The organism is Microcystis sp. (genome assembly GCF_048564745.1).
Taxonomy (GTDB): Bacteria; Cyanobacteriota; Cyanobacteriia; order Cyanobacteriales; family Microcystaceae; genus Microcystis; species Microcystis ichthyoblabe_A.
The window spans coordinates 1-18,870 of record NZ_JBLZRT010000044.1 but is presented as its reverse complement, the minus strand read 5'-3'; the positions used below and the strand labels follow the sequence as shown (position 1 = coordinate 18,870).

Annotated in this window: 16 protein-coding genes and 2 pseudogenes; 9 read left to right on the top strand and 9 right to left on the bottom strand. The window is 44.4% G+C overall.

The genetic code is table 11. The features are described 5' to 3' along the window. On the top strand, positions 1 to 114 hold a 114-nt coding region (locus ACOCD9_RS07090; RefSeq protein WP_271927689.1), incomplete at its 5' end, for a transposase. On the opposite strand, the gene ACOCD9_RS07085 is transcribed toward ACOCD9_RS07090, so the two are convergent. Next, positions 107 to 655: a hypothetical protein gene (locus tag ACOCD9_RS07085; RefSeq protein WP_419546890.1), complete on the bottom strand. Its 549-nt coding sequence runs from the start codon at positions 653 to 655 to the stop codon at positions 107 to 109. The genes ACOCD9_RS07090 and ACOCD9_RS07085 overlap by 8 nt on opposite strands. A gap of 169 nt (positions 656 to 824) precedes the next feature. Then, positions 825 to 1,367, bottom strand: coding sequence for a peroxiredoxin (locus ACOCD9_RS07080; RefSeq protein WP_419546888.1), 543 nt, complete (start codon positions 1,365 to 1,367; stop codon positions 825 to 827). Between the two features lie 218 nt (positions 1,368 to 1,585). On the opposite strand from ACOCD9_RS07080, the gene aroA reads away from it, so the two are divergent. Continuing rightward, positions 1,586 to 2,926: a 3-phosphoshikimate 1-carboxyvinyltransferase gene (aroA, locus tag ACOCD9_RS07075; RefSeq protein WP_419546887.1), complete on the top strand. Its 1,341-nt coding sequence runs from the start codon at positions 1,586 to 1,588 to the stop codon at positions 2,924 to 2,926. A gap of 195 nt (positions 2,927 to 3,121) precedes the next feature. Further along, complete coding sequence (locus ACOCD9_RS07070) at positions 3,122 to 4,837, top strand: ABC transporter ATP-binding protein (RefSeq protein ID WP_287700023.1); 1,716 nt, start codon at positions 3,122 to 3,124, stop codon at positions 4,835 to 4,837. A 305-nt stretch (positions 4,838 to 5,142) separates the two neighbouring features. Here the strand turns inward: ACOCD9_RS07070 and purF are convergent, their stop codons facing one another. Together purF and purL are read right to left on the bottom strand one after the other, a co-directional pair. Further along, positions 5,143 to 6,606: an amidophosphoribosyltransferase gene (purF, locus tag ACOCD9_RS07065; RefSeq protein ID WP_287700024.1), complete on the bottom strand. Its 1,464-nt coding sequence runs from the start codon at positions 6,604 to 6,606 to the stop codon at positions 5,143 to 5,145. A gap of 137 nt (positions 6,607 to 6,743) precedes the next feature. Then, positions 6,744 to 9,014 (bottom strand): phosphoribosylformylglycinamidine synthase subunit PurL, encoded by a 2,271-nt coding sequence (gene purL, locus ACOCD9_RS07060; RefSeq protein ID WP_419546886.1) that lies wholly within the window; start codon positions 9,012 to 9,014, stop codon positions 6,744 to 6,746. A gap of 147 nt (positions 9,015 to 9,161) precedes the next feature. Here purL and ACOCD9_RS07055 point away from each other — a divergent pair, with 147 nt between their 5' ends. The 3 genes and pseudogenes from ACOCD9_RS07055 to ACOCD9_RS07045 all read left to right on the top strand — a co-directional run bounded on the left by ACOCD9_RS07055 (position 9,162) and on the right by ACOCD9_RS07045 (position 10,752). Then, entirely contained in the window at positions 9,162 to 9,653 is a 492-nt protein-coding gene (locus ACOCD9_RS07055) for a DUF29 domain-containing protein (protein WP_287700026.1), read from the top strand. 17 nt (positions 9,654 to 9,670) lie between these two features. Next, positions 9,671 to 9,748 (top strand): annotated as a pseudogene (locus tag ACOCD9_RS07050) (type II toxin-antitoxin system HicB family antitoxin); the annotation flags it as partial. A gap of 173 nt (positions 9,749 to 9,921) precedes the next feature. Continuing rightward, positions 9,922 to 10,752, top strand: a complete 831-nt coding sequence (locus tag ACOCD9_RS07045; RefSeq protein ID WP_419546884.1) for an Rpn family recombination-promoting nuclease/putative transposase — start codon at positions 9,922 to 9,924, stop codon at positions 10,750 to 10,752. 113 nt (positions 10,753 to 10,865) lie between these two features. Here ACOCD9_RS07045 and ACOCD9_RS07040 read toward each other — a convergent pair whose 3' ends face one another. From ACOCD9_RS07040 to ACOCD9_RS07020, 5 genes and pseudogenes are all read right to left on the bottom strand, one after another. Next, a complete protein-coding gene (locus tag ACOCD9_RS07040) occupies positions 10,866 to 11,246 on the bottom strand; it encodes a clan AA aspartic protease (protein ID WP_287700028.1) in 381 nt (126 codons plus the stop codon). Positions 11,247 to 11,620: 374 nt separating this feature from the next. Then, positions 11,621 to 12,343 (bottom strand): annotated as a pseudogene (locus ACOCD9_RS07035) (formylglycine-generating enzyme family protein); the annotation flags it as partial. A gap of 814 nt (positions 12,344 to 13,157) precedes the next feature. Beyond that, entirely contained in the window at positions 13,158 to 14,246 is a 1,089-nt protein-coding gene (locus tag ACOCD9_RS07030) for an isocitrate/isopropylmalate family dehydrogenase (protein WP_287700029.1), read from the bottom strand. Positions 14,247 to 14,641: 395 nt separating this feature from the next. After that, entirely contained in the window at positions 14,642 to 14,878 is a 237-nt protein-coding gene (locus ACOCD9_RS07025; RefSeq protein ID WP_002735229.1) for a NifU family protein, read from the bottom strand. Between the two features lie 299 nt (positions 14,879 to 15,177). Further along, on the bottom strand, positions 15,178 to 15,825 hold the full coding sequence (locus ACOCD9_RS07020) for a DUF3386 domain-containing protein (protein WP_419546891.1): 648 nt from the start codon (positions 15,823 to 15,825) through the stop codon (positions 15,178 to 15,180). Between the two features lie 128 nt (positions 15,826 to 15,953). Between ACOCD9_RS07020 and ACOCD9_RS07015 the strand changes: the two genes are divergently transcribed. The 3 genes from ACOCD9_RS07015 (at position 15,954) to ACOCD9_RS07005 (ending at position 18,692) form a co-directional block, all read left to right on the top strand. Beyond that, the gene (locus tag ACOCD9_RS07015) at positions 15,954 to 17,819 is read left to right on the top strand and encodes an SUMF1/EgtB/PvdO family nonheme iron enzyme (protein ID WP_419546882.1); all 1,866 of its coding nucleotides are present in this window, start codon (positions 15,954 to 15,956) and stop codon (positions 17,817 to 17,819) included. 222 nt (positions 17,820 to 18,041) lie between these two features. Continuing rightward, positions 18,042 to 18,311, top strand: coding sequence for a type II toxin-antitoxin system RelE/ParE family toxin (locus ACOCD9_RS07010; protein ID WP_419546880.1), 270 nt, complete (start codon positions 18,042 to 18,044; stop codon positions 18,309 to 18,311). A 27-nt stretch (positions 18,312 to 18,338) separates the two neighbouring features. After that, the gene (locus ACOCD9_RS07005) at positions 18,339 to 18,692 is read left to right on the top strand and encodes a helix-turn-helix domain-containing protein (protein ID WP_419546879.1); all 354 of its coding nucleotides are present in this window, start codon (positions 18,339 to 18,341) and stop codon (positions 18,690 to 18,692) included. The last annotated feature ends 178 nt before the right edge of the window (positions 18,693 to 18,870 follow it).

Below are 18,870 nucleotides of genomic sequence, written 5' to 3'. Positions count from 1 at the left end.
ACAGTGGAAGGAATTAATAATAAACTGAAGGTGATTAAAAGGAGAGGCTATGGATTTAGAAACTTTAAAAACTTTAGTCTTAGATGTTTATTAAATTGGCATTTTGCTAGTTGATTTTACATGGTAAGTTCGGAAGAACCTTTTGTTTGTTCTGTAATTGTTGCCAAATCGGCCATTTAAAATCACATAAACACTCAAAGGGACTTTTAACCCTCTCTAAAATATCGGTCATATTGAGAAGGTAAATTCTCCCAGTTATCTTGGCAATATAAGAAGACTCTTTGACCAGTGCTGATTTTAAAATTCCCTGCTCTATTAATAGGGTTTCGCCGTAACCTTTGCCAAAATTACGAGGAAAATCATTGGCATCTAGTGAAATAAATTCAATTTGTTTGTTATGGGGATTTTCTTGAGTCGTTTCCTGCAATCGATCAAGAGGCCAACCAGAATTTTCCACAAATAGTATTTTTTTGATACGAGGATGAAAATTAATATAATACTTCAGGGAATTATAGTAATCTTCCTGTCTTTGATCGGGAACATTTGGATAGGCTTTCGGCATACCTTTAATATTAATTGTTGCTGTTAAAAGTAAAACTAATTCCTGCTCTATATTTAACCAACCAGCTTGAAAACTTGTTCGTGATCCATTCATAAGCTATTGTCTGTATTGATTGTCTAATTATTGAACCATTTGTTCAGAGTGTGCTGCCATTATCTAGAAAATGAGGATTGATTGAGCGACTATAGATAATGCAAACCGTAGTTAGCTTATCATCGTAACTAACCGACCAGAATAATTTCTAGATTCAAGACCAATTATCTCAAGAAGTCGCCTGTAATTCCTCTAAACGTGCTAAAACTTCGGCGCTGTGAATGGCAGGATTTACCCCTAAATAAATCTCTTTTAAAATCCCCTGCGGATCGATAAGATAGGTATGACGCAGGGAAACATAACCCATCCAAGAACCATAGGCTTTACTAACATCTCCGGTAGTATCTGCCAGTAAGGGAAATTTTAACCCCTCCGAGTCACAAAATTCCGCATGAGAATCGACATCATCGGCACTTACCCCTAAAACTTGCGTATTTTTAGCCATATATTTCGGCAAATCCTGCTGAAAACGCCGCGCTTCTAGGGTACAGCCGGGGGTAAAATCCTTGGGATAAAAATACAAAACTACCCACTTACCCCGATAATCCGATAGGGAAATATTCCCTTCTCCCGTGTTAGTCGGTAGGGTAAAATCGGGTGCCGGTTGATTTAAAGGGGGTTGGGAGCCACCTAAAGCGTTAGCATCGGGAATAAAGGCAAAAAATGCCAGAATTACTGCAATTAAAAAACTCAACAGTTGACGACGAGACATAATCAGTTATCAGTTATCAGTTATCAGTTATCAGTTTCTTGGTGTGATAAGTTTAACCTAATACGGGAGCGATCGATCTTTGTGTCCTTTCCCTCGTTCCTGTCACACTGGGAAAATCAACTGTCACTCTAGCTTAATATTCTTTACATAACTTGACAAGGAAAGGGCGAGGTAAAGGGGGAAAATAGATCGAGCTTGTCTTCATCTGCCTAACGATCATGTCTATTGTCACCCTTAACCCCCTTCAATCCCATCAAGATTTAGTCATCGATCCAGCCAAAATCACGGGATTACGGGGAAAAATCACCATCCCAGGCGATAAATCTATATCCCATCGCTCCCTGATGTTAGGAGCGATCGCCGAAGGAGAAACCGTTATTCATGGGTTATTATTGGGCGAAGATCCCCGCAGTACCGCTAGTTGTTTTCGTGCCATGGGTGTGGAAATTTCCCAACTCAACAGCGAGAAAGTGATCGTCAAAGGTAGGGGTTTAGGCAATCTTCAGGAACCCTTAGAAATCCTCGACGCGGGCAATTCCGGCACGACGATCCGCTTAATGTTAGGATTATTGGCCGGTCATCGGGACCGTTTTTTTGTCGTCACCGGTGATGCTTCCCTGCGATCGCGTCCCATGTCCAGGGTGGTGAAACCCCTCAAAGAAATGGGGGCGCAAATTTGGGGCAGAAAAGCCAATTCTTTGGCTCCTTTAGCCGTTTCTGGGGAATCTCTGCAACCGATCCACTACTATTCTCCCGTCGCTTCTGCACAGGTGAAATCCTGTCTTCTCCTCGCAGGACTGTTAACGGAGGGGAAAACCACAATCACGGAACCCGCTTTATCTCGCGATCACAGTGAACGGATGCTGCGCGCTTTTGGGGCAAATATTGAGGTGGATGGGGAGACTAATAGCGTCACGGTGACGGGTTATCCCACTTTAACTGGACAAACGGTGATTGTACCGGGAGATATCAGTTCGGCGGCTTTTTGGTTGGTAGCGGGGGCAATCGTGCCTAATTCTGAGTTATTAATCGAAAATGTGGGAATAAACCCGACTAGAACCGGAGTTTTACAGGTTTTACAGGCAATGGGAGCAGATATCACCCTCGAAAATCAACGGGTGGTGACGGGGGAACCGGTGGCAGATCTGCGGGTGAAATCCAGTCCACTACAGGCAACCACGATCGCTGGTGAGATTATACCCCGTCTGATCGATGAAATTCCCATTCTGGCAGTAGCGGCGGTTTTTGCCCAAGGAACGACAATTATTAAGGATGCCGAGGAATTACGGGTGAAAGAAAGCGATCGCCTGACGGTGATGGCCACCCAACTCGATCGCCTAGGGGCAAAAGTAAGGGAATTACCCGATGGTTTAGAGATTACCGGCGGTACGGGCCTAGTCGGCACGGAAGTGGACAGTTTTACCGATCATCGCATTGCCATGAGTCTAGCGATCGCTGCCCTCAATTCCCGTCAACCCACCACTATCCATCGCGCTGAAGCAGCTGGCATTTCCTACCCCGATTTTGTTGGCACCTTACAGCAAATTTGTCAAGAGTAGAAATATTAAGTTTTTCTGCGAGTGGGCGAGGAGTAACTGGTACAATTGCAGGATAAATCACAGAGTAGTAGGCCGCCTGTGTGATAATCAAGTTCATCGATCAAAATAGCGGAAAATAGAAGCGTCCCTCATTCAAATTTCCCTGAAAAATATCTCCCCATCTACCCCACTCCCGTCTTCTATTCCCCACCGATAATGGAAATCATTGCCCAATTAGAGAAAGTTTCCTATATTTATCCCGAATCCTCCAATCTAGTGCTTAAAAATATCTCTTTAGCAATTCATCGAGGAGAATTTTTAGGTATTATCGGGCCCACAGGTGCGGGAAAAACTACTCTCTGTTTAACTCTTAACGGTATTGTCCCCCAATTCTACGGAGGGCGTTTTTTTGGTTATGCAACAGTAGCCGGTTTAGATACTTTAACCCATCCCGTTAGCACCCTGGCCCGCTATGTGGGGGCAGTATTTGAAGATCCCGAAACGCAACTTTTAGCCACTTCGATAGAAAATGAAATCGCTTTTACCTTAGAAAATTTACGGCTACCGCGAGAGGAAATTAAAGCGCGTATTCCCAAAGTTTTAGCGGCAGTCCGGTTAGAGGGAATGGAAAAAAAATCGCCGGGGGAATTATCAGGAGGACAAAAACAACGATTAGCGATCGCCGCCGCTCTCGCAGTTCAGCCCGCTTTGTTAATTCTCGATGAACCCACCTCCCAACTGGATCCGGTAGGCTCTCAGGAAGTTTTCGCCACCATTAAGGAATTAAATCGCCATCTCGGTGTCACTATTGTCATGGTCTCCCACGCGGCCGAGGAAATGGCCGAATATGCCGATCGCCTGGTACTATTAAGGGAAGGTGCGATCGAAGCCATGGGAACCCCAGCAGAGATCTACTCCCAAGTACAACTTTTACATGAAAATGCCCTGCGTCCCCCGCAAGTGGCCACTACTTTTGCCTTGATCGAGCAGAAAATCGGGGCGATTGAGTCCATTCCTGTCACCCTAGACCGCGGTTTTGCCCGTTTAAACGAGCTTAAATCCTTTTATCATCAAATAACACCAAACCCTCCCTTATCGTCGGTTTCTGACCCCTTAAACCCCCTACTGAGCGTTAAAAATCTCTGCCATACCTATCCTGATGGTACTACCGCTTTGCGGGATGTGTCCCTCGATATTGCCGAAGGGGAATATCTGCTGATTATCGGTCAAAATGGCGCGGGAAAAAGCACTTTAGTCAAGCATTTTCTCAATCTTCTCTCGGCAACCACCGGTCAAGTTATGATTGACGGACGTTCGATCACTAGCTTTTCTGTTAGTGATTTAGCTCGTTCGATCGGTTATGTAGCCCAAAATCCCGATAATCAGATTTTTAACACCACTGTCGAGAAAGAAGTATCATTTGCCCTGACTAATCTCGGTTATTCTCCAGAAATCGTCACCCAACGCACGGAAGCAAGTCTAGAAGCCATGGGATTGCTAGAATATCGATCCTATCATCCTCTCTCCTTACCGAAAGGCGATCGAGCGCGGGTAGTGATTGCGGCAATTTTAGCCATGGAACCGCGTATAGTTGTTTTCGATGAACCCACCACCGGCCAAGATTACCAAGGAGCTAAGGCAATTTTAGAGGTGAGTCGTCAATTACACCAGATGGGCAAAACCGTGATTGTGATCACCCATCACCTCTATTTAATGCCAGAATACGCCGAAAGAGTAATTATTATGGGTCAAGGAACTATCCTTTTAGATGCCCCAATCCGGCAAGCTTATCATCAAACCGATCTCTTAGCCAAAACCTATCTAACTCCACCCCAAGCAGTTTTATTAGCACAAAAATTAGGACAACTTTCCGGTTATCCTAATTCTCTTTTAACTCCCCAGGAAATTGCCGATTGTTTTCAGAGGATTTAGCCGTGAGGCTATTTAGGGTTTGCGGCAAAAAGTTATTCGTGGGGACAGGGTGTGGGCTTCGGCCGTGAGCTCAGCGTTCGACCGAGCTCACGCCGAGGTCCGAACGGGTGTGGGGTGTGGGCTTCGGCCGTGAGCTCAGCCGAACGGGTGTAGGGTTTTACCGATTTTCACCTGGTCAATTACCTAATTTTCAGGGAAAAAGTCCCTGAATTTTCCCCCCGATCACTCCCATCTCTGGTACTTTTTGATTGATAAAAAGTCTAAAAGTCTTACCCAGCAAGGTTTTTAGATTTATTCAGCAACCCCTATTTAACTGTTTCTAAAATCAACTTTGATCGCTTAACATTATCGGGTACAGGAATCGGATAATCGCCATTAAAACAAGCAGTACAGAAGGTTTTCGGATCTTCCTTCGTTGCTGTTAACATTCCATCTTGACTGAGATAAGCTAAACTATCCACCCCGATTTGTGCCTGAATTTCCGCCACCGATTTAGTTGCCGCAATTAACTGCTCTTGATTGTCCGTATCAATGCCATAAAAACAGGGATGAGTCACCGGAGGAGAAGATATTCTCATGTGAACTTCTCTTGCTCCGGCATCGCGTAAAGCTTTAACTAATTTCCGGCTAGTGGTTCCCCGCACGATCGAATCATCAACAATAATAACTCTTTTTCCCTGTAAAACATCCTTTAAAGGATTCAATTTCATCTTAATCCCCGACTCTCTCATGTGTTGGGTTGGTTGAATAAAAGTCCGTCCCACATAACGATTTTTAATCAATCCTTCCGCGTAGGGAATATCAGAAATGCGCGAAAATCCGATCGCAGCCGGAATACCCGAATCGGGAACTCCCATCACCATATCTGCTTCTACCGGCGACTCTTTGGCTAATTGTTCCCCCAAACGTACCCGATAAGTATATAAAGATTCCTCGTGAACAATGCTATCGGGACGGGCAAAATAAATCATCTCGAAAACGCATAATTTTTTCTCTGGTTTCATGGCCCAATCCACCGAAGATAAGCCATCTTCACTAATCCAAACTAATTCCCCCGGCTGCACATCCCGCAGATAATCGGCCCCAATAATATCTAATCCGCAGGTTTCCGAAGCTAAAACATAACGGGGGGGATTGCCTTCTTCTTGCAAAACCCCAATTACTAAGGGTCTGACACCATTGGGATCCCGCGCCCCGATAATTCCCGTCGGTGTGCCGATAACAAGGCTGTAAGCCCCGCTACAATAGCTAAAGGCATCGATCGCCGCTTGTATCCAATCCTTGCCACTATCCACTTCCTGGCCGATAGCGACTGCGATCATTTCCGAGTCGGTGGTGGTGACGAGATCGCAACCGCGCTTTTCTAATACATTTCTTAACTCAAAAGTATTGACTAAATTGCCGTTATGTGCTAAGGAAAGTTTACCCAAACGGGTTTCGATCACGGCTGGTTGAGCATTGGCGCGACGGCTAGAACCGGTGGTAGAGTAACGAGTATGACCGACGGCGTGAGTACCGGGCAAGGTTTTAAGGACAGTTTCGCTAAAAACTTGGGAAACTAAGCCCATTTCTTTGTAACAATGCACCGTTTCCCCGTCGTAGGTGGCAATACCTGCCGATTCCTGTCCTCGGTGTTGCAGGGCATAGAGTCCGAAATAGGTCAGTTTTGCTACTTCTTCCTCGGGGGCATAGAGTCCAAAAACTCCACAGGCTTCTTCAGGCTTATCGACACTGGCAAAAGATACAGATGAGTCGGGATGGCTAGACATGGGAGGGTTGGGGCTGCAGAATACTTTGGTAACAAAATCTTAACCGATCTTAATCTTCTTTTAACGATTTATTTATCAGCTATCAGCCTTTATTTACCGATATAATCGGCCATCTTATCTAGCTGACGGCCTCAAGATTACAGCCTTCTTTCGATCGCTTTTGACCAAACTTGCTGTATAGTTTCTAGACTAACATCGATCGCCGGTTGTTTATTCTGGTCAAGAATTAAAAGATTATCGCTTTTTTCGCTAACTTTGCCGGTTATTTGCCAATAGTCTCCCAATTGTGTCTTTAGATATTTTTCCCAATCTTGCTGATTTTCGGGGGAAACGGAGACGATAATGCAACTAGCTAATTCCCCGAATAACACCGCATCAAAACGGCCCTGATGCTGCCAAGAAAGGTCAATTTCCGCCCCTAATTGGCCACTAATACAGCATTCTGCCAGAGCAGTGGCTAAACCTCCCTCGGCGCAATCGTGGGCAGATTTCACCCAACCGGCGCGAATTCCCCGACGACAGGCCGCTTGTACCTTTCTTTCTAACTCAAAATCAATTACCGGCGGTTTCCCCGTCACCAAACCGTGAATAACGGCTAAATATTCGGAAGCGCCGATAGTTGGCAAGGAGAAACCCAAAAGATAGATTAAATCCCCCGCTTTTTGCCAACCTTGCCCGCAAATTTGCCCGATATCCGGCACTAATCCCACCATCCCAATCACGGGAGTGGGATAAATAGACTGGGGGCTGCCAGCTGCGTCAACGGTTTCGTTGTACAAAGAGACATTACCCCCAGTTACTGGTGTATTCATTTCCCGACAAGCTTCGGCAATACCCTGACAAGCAGTGGCTAATTGCCAATAACCGATTGAATTCTCTGGACTTCCGAAATTGAGATTATCCGTGACAGCAATGGGATCAGCACCAACACAGCTAAGGTTTCTGGCCGCTTCCGCCACGGCCAACTTAGCTCCGTTATAGGGATCAAGATAAACATATCGCGGATTACAATCTGTAGTCGCCGCTACACCTCGCCGAGAATTTGCGGGATTAGCACCCAGAGGACGCACGCGAATCACGGCCGCATCGGCTCCTCCGGGGAGAATAACGGTGTTATTCTGGACTTGATGGTCATATTGACGATAAATCCAGCGTTTTGAGGCAATCGAGGGACTATCCAGCAGTTTTAATAAAATCTCGTTATGGGATTCGGGAATAGGAATAGTAGCATCTTCCCATAATTGAGCTTTTTGGGCGTATTCTGGCGGTTCTGCCAGTAATTCCCGATGATAAATCGGAGTATTATCCGCTAGGGCCGTGGCAGGAATTTCGGCGGCAATTTCCCCTTTAAATAATATACGGACGATCGGTTCTGCAATTACCTGGCCAGCGACCACAGCCTGAAGTCCCCAACGATGGAAAATCTCGATTAATTCGCCTTCTCGTCCCGATGCTGCCACAAATAACATTCTTTCTTGGGATTCCGATAGCAGATATTCGTAGGGGACCATCCCAGTTTCCCGGACGGGGATTTTATCGAGGTCTAATTCAATTCCCACCCCTCCCTTGGCCGCCATCTCGGAAGTAGAACAGGTGATCCCTGCGGCCCCCATATCCTGGGCCGCCACCACCGCGCCGGTCTTAAATGCCTCTAAACAAGCTTCTATCAAGGATTTTTCCAGAAAAGGGTCGCCCACTTGCACCGCGGGCCGGTCATCCATAGATTTATCGGTTAATTCGGCGCTGGCAAAACTCGCCCCTCCCATACCGTCGCGGCCGGTGGTAGAACCAACGTATAAAACCGGGTTTCCTAGACCTTTTGCCCCAGATTTAACGATTTCCTCGGTTTCCATTAGCCCTAAAGCCATGGCATTAACGAGGGGATTGCCATTGTAGGCATTATCAAAGTATATCTCACCGCCCACCGTGGGAACGCCGACACTATTGCCATAATGACTTATTCCTTCCACCACTCCGGCAAAAATGCGACGATTGCGGGCATCTTGCAAGTTACCAAAACGGAGGGAGTTGAGGATAGCAATGGGCCGGGCCCCCATGGTAAAAATATCGCGCAGGATGCCTCCGACTCCAGTAGCGGCACCTTGGAACGGTTCCACCGCAGAAGGATGATTATGGGACTCGATTTTAAAGGCTAATCGCAATCCATCGCCTAAATCCACTACTCCGGCATTTTCCCCCGGTCCGACGAGAATTTTTTCGCCGGTGGTGGGGAATTGTTTGAGCAGCGGCCGGGAGTTTTTATAACAGCAGTGTTCCGACCACATCACGCCAAACATTCCTAATTCGGCTTTGTTGGGGTGTCTTCCCAGTCTTTTGACTATTTCTTCGTATTCTTCGGGTTTGATGCCTTCTGAGGCAATTTCTGCGGCAGTGAAGGGGGTAGTCATGGGACAATGCGATCGAGGGACAAGATTTATTGTATAACGTCTGATGAGATCGAGTTACACTGCTTAGTAAAGGACAAAAAAGTTAAAAGGTTTGCGCTAGTAAAGTTAAGCTAAAGACATAGTTTTATCATCAGTTGGAACGAAACTATGGCAGTAGAAACAGCTTTATCAATGAAAGCCTTATACGATCAGGATTTTGTTCTCTGGGCTTCAAAAACCGCCGAACTTTTAAAGCTAAAAAAGTTTGATGAGGTGGACTGGGAAAATCTGATCGAGGAAGTGGAGTGCATGGGGAAAAGTGACAGACGGGCTGTAGAGAGTTTATTAACCCAGCTTATCGAACACCTGTTTAAGTTAGCTTATCACAAATCGGAACGGGAGCGAGAACGCAACGTCTGTCACTGGGTAGGAGAAATCGCCAGTTTCCGAACTCAACTAGGAGAGTGGCTAGAAACTACTACTCTCAGCAACCATGCGCGGGATTATTTTCAAAAAGCCTACTCGAACGCTCGAAAAACCCTAATACAAGCGAAAACCGTCACTCGCGACGCGATTCCTCTAGAGCCTCCTTTCTCCCTCGAACAGGTATTAGATGGGGAATGGTTCCCGATTGATATCGATCATTACTTCGACATATAAGGACAAAAAAGTTAAAGATGAATATTAAAGTTATTGTTTGGCAAGAAGATGATTTATGGTGTGCCACCCTTCCAGCTTTCCCCGGTTGTCATACTTGAGGAAAAAGTATAGGAGAAAATCTATCCAACCCCCATCATACCCTATTTAATCTTGGTTCCGATGGTGTTGGGTAACAGTCGTCATCCCAATTGCTCAAAAATAGGAGCTTACTGAAGAACACAATAAAAAACTTCTGCTAAACTAGAGGACTCTTTTTGAGTTTAATTGTGTGAAAACTGACAGTATTTTCTATCAACTCTTACAAAGATTTCCCGCTTGTTTCTTTGATTTGTTGAACCTTCCCCCCGAAACCGCCAATTCTTATCAATTCTCCTCGGTGGAAGTTAAACAATTGTCCTTTCGTCTCGATGGAGTCTTTTTGCCTGATACACCCAATCAGCCTATTTATTTCCTAGAAGTACAATTTCAGAAAGATAATAGGTTTTATTCCCGTTTCTTCAGTGAAATCTTCCTCTATCTCCACCAAACGGACTTAAGCAACAATTGGCAGGGAGTAGTTATTTATCCTCGGCGTTCAGTGGAAAGCGTAGAGACGGCTCGTTATGGGGAGTTAATCAACTCAGGCAGAATTTTACGTTTTTATCTGGAGGAATTAAGGGAAGTGGAATCCCTGGGAATATCGATGTTACAATTAATTATAGCACCCACCGCAAGAGCGATCGAGCAGGGAAAACAATTAATTCCACGGATTAGACAAGAATTCCCTAAGATCAAACAACAGCAAGAACTTTTAGAATTGATAGAGACAATCTTGGTTTATAAGTTACCCCAAGTCAGTAGAAAGGAGATAGAAGCGATGTTTAGTTTAAGCGATTTAAAACAAACTAAAGTGTATCAGGAAGCTTTAGAAGAGGGTAGAGAAGAAGGTAGAGAGGAAGGTAGAGAGGAAGGTAGAGAAGAAGGCCGACAAGAAGGCGAATTAGCGGCAAAATTAGCCTCTATTCCTCGTTTATTGGCCTTAGGATTAAACTTTGAACAGATAGCACAAGCTTTAGAATTAGAGATCGAACAGGTTAGACAAGCAACTCAAGGGGAATAGGAAAAGTTCAAGGTGATCGCATTTTAATAATGGTTTCCCAATCTCGATCGCTATCAATCGACAGTAAATTATTCTCCCAACTTTGATAAATTGATGTAATTCCTGGGGCCTATCTATTTAGCCATCGAGGTGGCTACATTAGGACTATTAGGGTTAATATCAATAGTCCGGGTTGCGGGAATAACGATTAAGTCTAAATCTTCCATTGGGATAGCACCAAGCAATACTTGATCCCCCATCACCAAAGCACCGACGAAACCGACGCGGTTTTTGAAACGAATTTCGATCGGCCCAACGTAGGGAACCAGTTGACGGGAACCATCGGCTAAAATTACCTCCTTGCGATCGATTTCAGTTAATTTTAACTGAATTTGAATATGTGCAGGAATGCAGAGATGCAAGGCTCCCGTATCAGCCAAGGCTGGGGTTTCTAGAGGCGATAGGGAACGATCAACGGGGTTACTAAGTTGTATTTTGGCTGAAACTAAACCCATTTTATCCTGTTGAGTTGGAGGAGTGATCTGTCAATTAGATTATACTAAATCCATTGAGTATAGGCTACATATCAGGATAGGCAAAAGGCAAGAGGCAAAAGGAGGAATAAATAATCAGTTTTTAATAACTGGATTTAGTATCATAGATTTCTTTCTGGACGCTGAAGCCAAATTTGCCGTTACTGTAGTGCGGACAACATGAAGCGCTAAAGCGCAACTACGAACCCTAACTCAAACTACAGATTATCCTAAATCCCTTGAGTAACCCACAGAAAACCGGTTTCTCGGAGAAACCCGTTTTCTACTCATGCTACCTCAATTTTTTCAAAAAAAAAATAGACCCGCCGCTAGGCGGGAAAAAAAGAGAAAAAGGGTTACAGAGTCCTCCCAGCACCGCACACCACCCGAAAACCGTTGTTGAGGCTGCTGTCGCGGCGGCTGTTGAGGTCGCGGTAAGCGGAACGGCAGTTATCTGGATTGCTGAACCAAGAACCCCCCCGCACTATGTAATAATCATTATCCTTTATCAGCCAAGCACTGCCATCCCTTGGCGCATTCTCATTGGTATTATGCCAATTGTCTTCGCACCACTCCAAAACATTGCCACTCATGTCATACAGTCCCCAAGCATTGGGCTTTTTCTGACCCACAGGATGAGTTGTCTTCTGAGAACTTCCGTCATACCAAGCGTAATCTCCTAACTGATTAGCATCATCACAAAAAGAAAATCGAGAAGTAGTCCCCGCACGACAAGCATATTCCCATTCCGCTTCCGTCGGTAGGCGATAGGTTTTTCCTGTTATTTGACTCAATTTCTTACAAAAGGCTTGAGCGTCATTCCAACTAACCTGTTCTACCGGATTTTGCGGATTATTTTTAAACCGAGAGGGATTTTTTCCCATTACCGCTTGATATTGTGCCTGAGTCACTGGATATTTGCCAATCGCAAAACTGTTTAATTTAACTTGGTGTTGAGGCTTTTCGTTCTGGTAAGCATCGGGATCACTGTCAGGGGATCCCATAAGAAATTCACCTGCTGGTAAGCTCACCATCTCTAGTGTTATCCCATTGGGTAGGTTTTCGATAAATGAAGTTTTATTAGACCTCTTGCATAATTTTTTTATGGTACAATATAAGGTTTTGCTTTTTTCTCAATTCTTAGATTGAAGTGGAAAAAATAATAAAATGTGATCTTAGGTCAGGAAATCATCTATAATTTTGCTATGTTTATTAGCAAAATTATGGATTATCAAAACTTATCAGTGGAAAGGCTTATCCAATAAGGAGTTGTCCGTGCCACATGGATAGAGGAACCTCCGTATATGGAATTTCGGTAAGAACTTTAAAACAATTGACTGACACGATAACACTACACACAATAGCACGAAAGACTATTTTGAGCAAGCGAACTAATAAACTATCAGCAATTCTCAGTTTTAGACACAGCAAGCTTTTTAGGGATTTAGAGAACATTTTAAAGGGGGATTTTTGGGGCAACTTTGGGTATACTATCACGTCAAAAGCCCGAAGACTCGTGAAATGAAATTCGCCATCCCATTGAATTTTACCCCGTATTATGCGAACTAACTCCCAAAAGCCTTGCTACAGGGCAAATTTAGAATTGCTGATAAACTATGGTTCATCTGAGTTTATTATGCAAATCGATGTTCCACTTAGCTGGAAACCCTATCTGGCCAGAGATTAAGCTAAACGGCTGGCGTTGTCAAATTGAAAGATGATCAGAATCAGCTGGGAACTGAAATCACTTTGATAGCAAGGATTGCATTGCATCTTTCATATTCTGATCTGACAACGCCAAACGGCGCTTTCGGTATTAGGGAATAGGCAATCTTACGGCTTTTTCCCCCTTCCCTAGTCCAGTCTTAACCGGTGTTTAGATGTGCCGACAGCTTACCCCAAAGCAGACCAAACTTCTAACTTACTGACCACACGACGAATCACCTCATCGGTAAACTCACTCATGGTCATTTGGCCCCCTAAATCGGGGGTTTTTTTGCCCTCGTGAATAGTTTCAAAGACACTTTCATAAATTGCCCTGGAAGCTTTACGCGCCTCGCTAGTTTCGATATAACCTAACAAAGCTGCCGAGGCTAAAATCATCGCCATGGGATTAGCGATATTTTTGCCCTCTAAAGCGGGGGCCGTGCCGTGGGGAGCTTCTGCCATAATAGTTTTAACCGCTAAGGTCTGCTCATCAAATCCCAAAACTAAACTTTCGGCCCCGGCAATACTGCCATAGAGTTGCAAGACAAAATCAGATAATAAATCGCCATCGCGATTAAGTGCCGGAATCACCAAAGCTTCGCCGTCGGTTTGTAAAAGTAGGGCAAAAGTTGCATCAATTAACAGGGGTTGATAACGCACTTCTGGATGTCTTCGGGCTGCCGCGTCTAATTCCTCTTTAAACATCCCTTCGTAGGTGGCACTAACGGTGAATTTTGGGCCGCCAAATACCCGCGCCCCGGTTTTTTTGGCCTGTTGAAAGGTAAACTCGGCCACAGCGCGACTGGTAGCCCTAGAAATGCGCGAGGTGCGATAGGCAATTTCATCGCCGGTGGCAGTGGTTTCTCGCCATTCTTTGGCCCCGTAGGCATCATCAACGGCCATGCGGACAATGGCAATGGGAGAATAAACGCCCCCAATCGGACGAATACCGGGGATACGGCGACCGATGCGGAGAATTACCTGAGAATTCATTGCTTCTCTTAAAATAGCGTTAGGACTGCCCACATCTCCTTTAATTTCTGGGGTAATAGTGGCAGCTTTGAGAGCTAATCCGGTTTTTAGAGTCGTTTCGGCGGCCTCATGAACCACTTGATTGTTACTCTGGCGACGCTGGGCTAAACTAAGATCAAAATCGGCAAAGTTAAGCGGTTGACGAATTATCGAGGGTTGTAATACTCTCAGGGCTTCTAGTAATAGTTCTTCTCCAGTTTGGTCGCCGTGCATGACCACAATGGTGGGGATATTTTCAGTCATAATTTTTGAGTTTTAATAAAAATTTTCAAGTATATCTTAATGCTTAATTGGCTGGTTAATCGGCTAAAAAAGATACTTTTTACCTTAATTAATTCTGTAATTTTATCAATCTTGCAGAAAAAGATATATAATACCAAATCTGGTTATTAAAAACCGATTATTTATTCTCCCTCTTGCCTTTTGCCCCCCTTGATAAGGGGGGTTTGATCCCCCCTGCCCCCCTGCCCCCCTTGATAAGGGGGGTGCCGGTAGGCGGGGGGATCTACCCTTAATAAGGGGGGTATCTGAAAGTTTTTAACACCTAGCCACTTAGAAGAAAATATATAATTAATATTATGCCCGATCGCTAATTAAATTAGCAATCGGGCAGTGGTGAGAATTAATTAACCCAAGATTTAGAAAGCTTGTTCAACTTCGGCAATTTCGGGAATCACTTCCCGGAGACGACGTTCGATGCCCATTTTTAGGGTCATGGTGGAACTGGGACAGGAACCGCAAGCGCCTTGAAGACGCAGTTTGACGACTGGCCCGTCGATTTCGACTAATTCCACGTTACCACCATCCGCCATCAGGTAGGGGCGCATTTCATCTAAAACTTGTTCGACGTTATTGGGAGTCAGTGTTAAAGACATAATCAGCTTCTGGTCAGAGATTTATTACAGTGTAAGTAAGTGGTTTCAATTAAGTTGAAGATAGATTTTGTCTTTGATCCCCCTTGCCCCCCTTGATAAGGGGGGTTTGATCCCCCCTGCCCCCCTTGATAAGGGGGGTGCCGATAGGCGGGGGGATCTACCCTTGATAAGGGGGGTGCCGATAGGCGGGGGGATGTACCCTTGATAAGGGGGGGCCGATAGGCGGGGGGATCTGACAATTTTTAACACCCACCTACTTAGTTACTTCGATCCTAACGCTTTTTGGGCGGGGATAACCCTTAAGATTCTAAAAGCTGTAGATTGATAAAAGTAAATTCTGTGGTGGATTTTTCGCTACCGACATCGATTGCGTTAATCACTTGACAGGAGGGTAAATAATAATTACCGATTTTTTCGTAGGTTTCCTTAAAGTCACGTTTTCCCTTTAATTCATCGGTTTTAGCATTGCGGAAAATGGCATTATAGCGAATAGAAATATAACCTTCTCCCGTATCGAGACTTTCCTCGGTATTAATAGTAAAAGCCATCGGTCCCATGACTCGACTGACTTGACAGATTTCCTGGCCGCGCACTTTATAATTAGATCCCATAGCATCGCCGGTGACAAGAATTTCTACTGCACCGGTGGGATCATCTTGCCCGAAATTAAACTGGTTTTTGCCGTGGGAAACCTCAAAATTGCCTCTTTTACGGTGAGTAACGATGTCGCGCATTTGATTATAGATACTTTCTTGCACTTTCTCGTCATCAATGCCCGTTACTTCCACACTATAATCGGCATTAACTTGAATTTTGCCCGTATGGACTTCCTCTCCTTGGGTGAGGATAATATCAGCAGTGTAACCGGGGAATCCTTCATCCCAAGTGTAACGGTTTTCGTAGGCGGAGCGGAAAATATCTCGGGCGTTCGTCGTGGCTACAGTCATAATCGCTTTACTTGTGTTGATAACTCCATTTATATCATTGTCGCTGATTTTTTCGCCTCTGGCCGAGATTTCTAGCTGATCAAAAATCGGGCTAAAATAGAAAAAACTCACCCTCAGCGACCAAGGCGATGGCAGAAGAAACGGCGAAAATCAAGCTTTATCGGAAAACCTATCAACTTCCCCAACTAAATCGCCCCGATTTATTGGTTTTGCAGGATCAGATTCAAGAAAGACAGCAACTGATTAAAACTGGAAAACGGGTCCGCCATACATGGCTAGGATTGAGGAAAAAAGAAGAACCCCTCAATTTCGAGGAAACTTTTCAAGAATTAGAAAGATTAGTCGGGGACTATAACCAGTTAATCGGATTTCTCACCGACCATAAGGATGAATACCGACGGTTTTTCCAGTCACTGACCGAGGAAATCAAGGAGGCAGTGGCGGTTAAATGCCAGAAATTGGCAGAAACAGAGCGAAAACGCCAATCTTTGGAGAATAGCATCGGCTCGGCCGACCTGCGAGATACCCTGAGACTACAGAAACAGCAGATTTTCCGCACTGTGATTCTTGTTGGTCGCGCCAGCTTGCTTATGCTCAAGAAAATCGACCTAATCAGCGAAAGTATCCAGAAATTAGCTGAAGATCAGGATACACAAAAACAGGTTTTCTCGAAAATGATCGGCGAGTTGAACGGGTACAAACAAGTGTATCAGTTGCAGCTGGAGTTAGATAATCTGGAAAAAGAGGCGATCGAAATGGCCAAAGTAGCCATTAATCTAGAACAATACCTAAAACCAATTATCGGACAGTTTCAAGGCTTAATCGATCAAGTAGCGACCATTGACGGCGAACTTTCCCGCAGTGTCAGCGAAGTGGAATCCCTCGTCCAGAACATTCTTAGTTCCGAATCGGCGGTATCTTTCCGCAAAAACGAGAATCTATCGGCTAGTTTGCTCAATTTCCTCGTCACCAGCGAAGAAAAGCGCGGCCGTTTAGCGATCGCATTAGAGCGAGCCGAGCAGGAAGGATGGCAATGGACAGACGTGGAAATCCCCGATGAGGAAATCGAACTGGAAACCGCCATTCAACGCATCAACAACCATGTAATCGAGAGAGTCGGGAATTTTACTACCTCCGTCGTCGGTGACTCTCCTATTCCTCCCCTTCCTCAACCAGAGACACCCCTAGACAATAAAACTCCTTCTTCTCCATCAGATTGGATGATTCCATCTAAATCTGATCAACCAGAGACAGCACTAGGCAATAAAACTTCATTTACCGAAAACCTACCCAATGGGATAACACTAGAGATGGTGAGCTTACCAGCAGGTGAATTTCTCATGGGATCTCCTGACAGTGATTCTGATGCTCAAAGTAGAGAAAAGCCTCAACACCAAGTTCAAGTCAACAGTTTTGCGATCGGCAAATATCCAGTGACTCAGGCACAATATGAAGCAGTAATGGGAACCAATCCCTCTTATTTTAAAAACAATCCCCAAAATCCGGTAGAAAAGGTTAGTTGGAATGATGCTCAAGCCTTTTGTCAGAAATTGAGTCAAATAACAGGGAAAACCTATCGCCTCCCCACAGAAGCGGAATGGGAATATGCCTGTCGTGCGGGTACAACTACTCGCTTTTATTTCGGTGATGATGCCAATCAGTTAGGAGATTACGCTTGGTATGACGGAAATTTTCAGAAGACAACTCATCCTGTGGGTCAGAAAAGGCCCAATGCTTGGGGACTCCATGACATGATTGGCAATGTTTGGGAGTGGTGCGAGGACGATTGGCATAGTACCCATGAGAATGCGCCAAGGGATGGCAGTGCTTGGATAAAAAATGGTAATGATAATCGTTCTCCATTGCGGGGCGGTTCTTGGTGCAACGATCCATTTTTCTGCCGTTCCGCTTTCCGCGGCGTCAACTCCCGCCGCGTCACCTACGTCAACGTCTTCGGTTTTCGGGTGGTGTGCGGTGCTGGGAGGACTCTGTAACCCTTTTTCCCTTTTTTCCCTTTTTTCCCTTTTTACCCTTTTTCTCTTTTTCTCTTTTTCTCTTTTTCCCGCCTAGCGGCGGGTCGATTTTTTTTTGAGAAAATTGAGGTAGCATGAGTAGAAAACGGGTTTCTCCGAGAAACCGGTTTTCTGTGGGTTACTCAAGGGATTTAGGATAATTTGTAGTTTGAGTTAAGGTTCGTAGTTGCGCTTTAGCGCTTCATGTTGTCCGCACTACAGTATCGTGTTCAGAACAATCAGAATCATCCTAACATCAAAGCCTTAAAGGGCTTTAATGGTGTTTTTGAAATAGTCAGCGATTATCAAACCGATACCTATAGAACAGTTTATGCCATCAAACTAAGCAATGCTATTTTTATTCTCCATGCCTTTCAGAAAAAATCAAAATCGGGGATTAAAACACCAAAACAAAATGTTGATCTAATCAAAGAACGCCTAAAAAAAGCACAGGAGATCGCAAAAGAGCAATAATAAATAACAAAAAGGAGATAAATGATTATGACAGAATATACTATTAGTTCGGGAAACATTTTTGAAGACTTAGGCTTTGCTAATGCAGAAGAAAAACTCGCTAAAGTCAAGCTGGCTTCAGTGATTTACGATCTGATTACTGAACAAGAATTAAGCGAGCAGGAGGTCAGTCAAATTTTGGGGATTGACGAGGCTAAAATTTCTAACTTAAAAAATGGCAGATTGCAAAAATTTTCTCTTGAGCAGATGTTTGACTTTCTAGTAGCATTAGGTCAGAAGATAGAAATCTTAGTAACTCCCCAAGCCTTAGCAAACTCTAGTTTAAGTATCCAGGTCATGTATGATTCAGCAACGCCGACACAGCTAGTCTCTCTGGTATAGTAGAACTCTTGCAAATTAATTATATGTTATAATGATGGGTTAACTAATTTTCCCAAAAAAATTAGTTAACCAGTACATTCGTCCTGAATGAAAACTTGAAGTTTAACTTTTAACTCAAAACTCTTTAGAGCTGCTTTAATTTGGTTATCAAAACCTCTTTATTTAAGCGGCACAAACT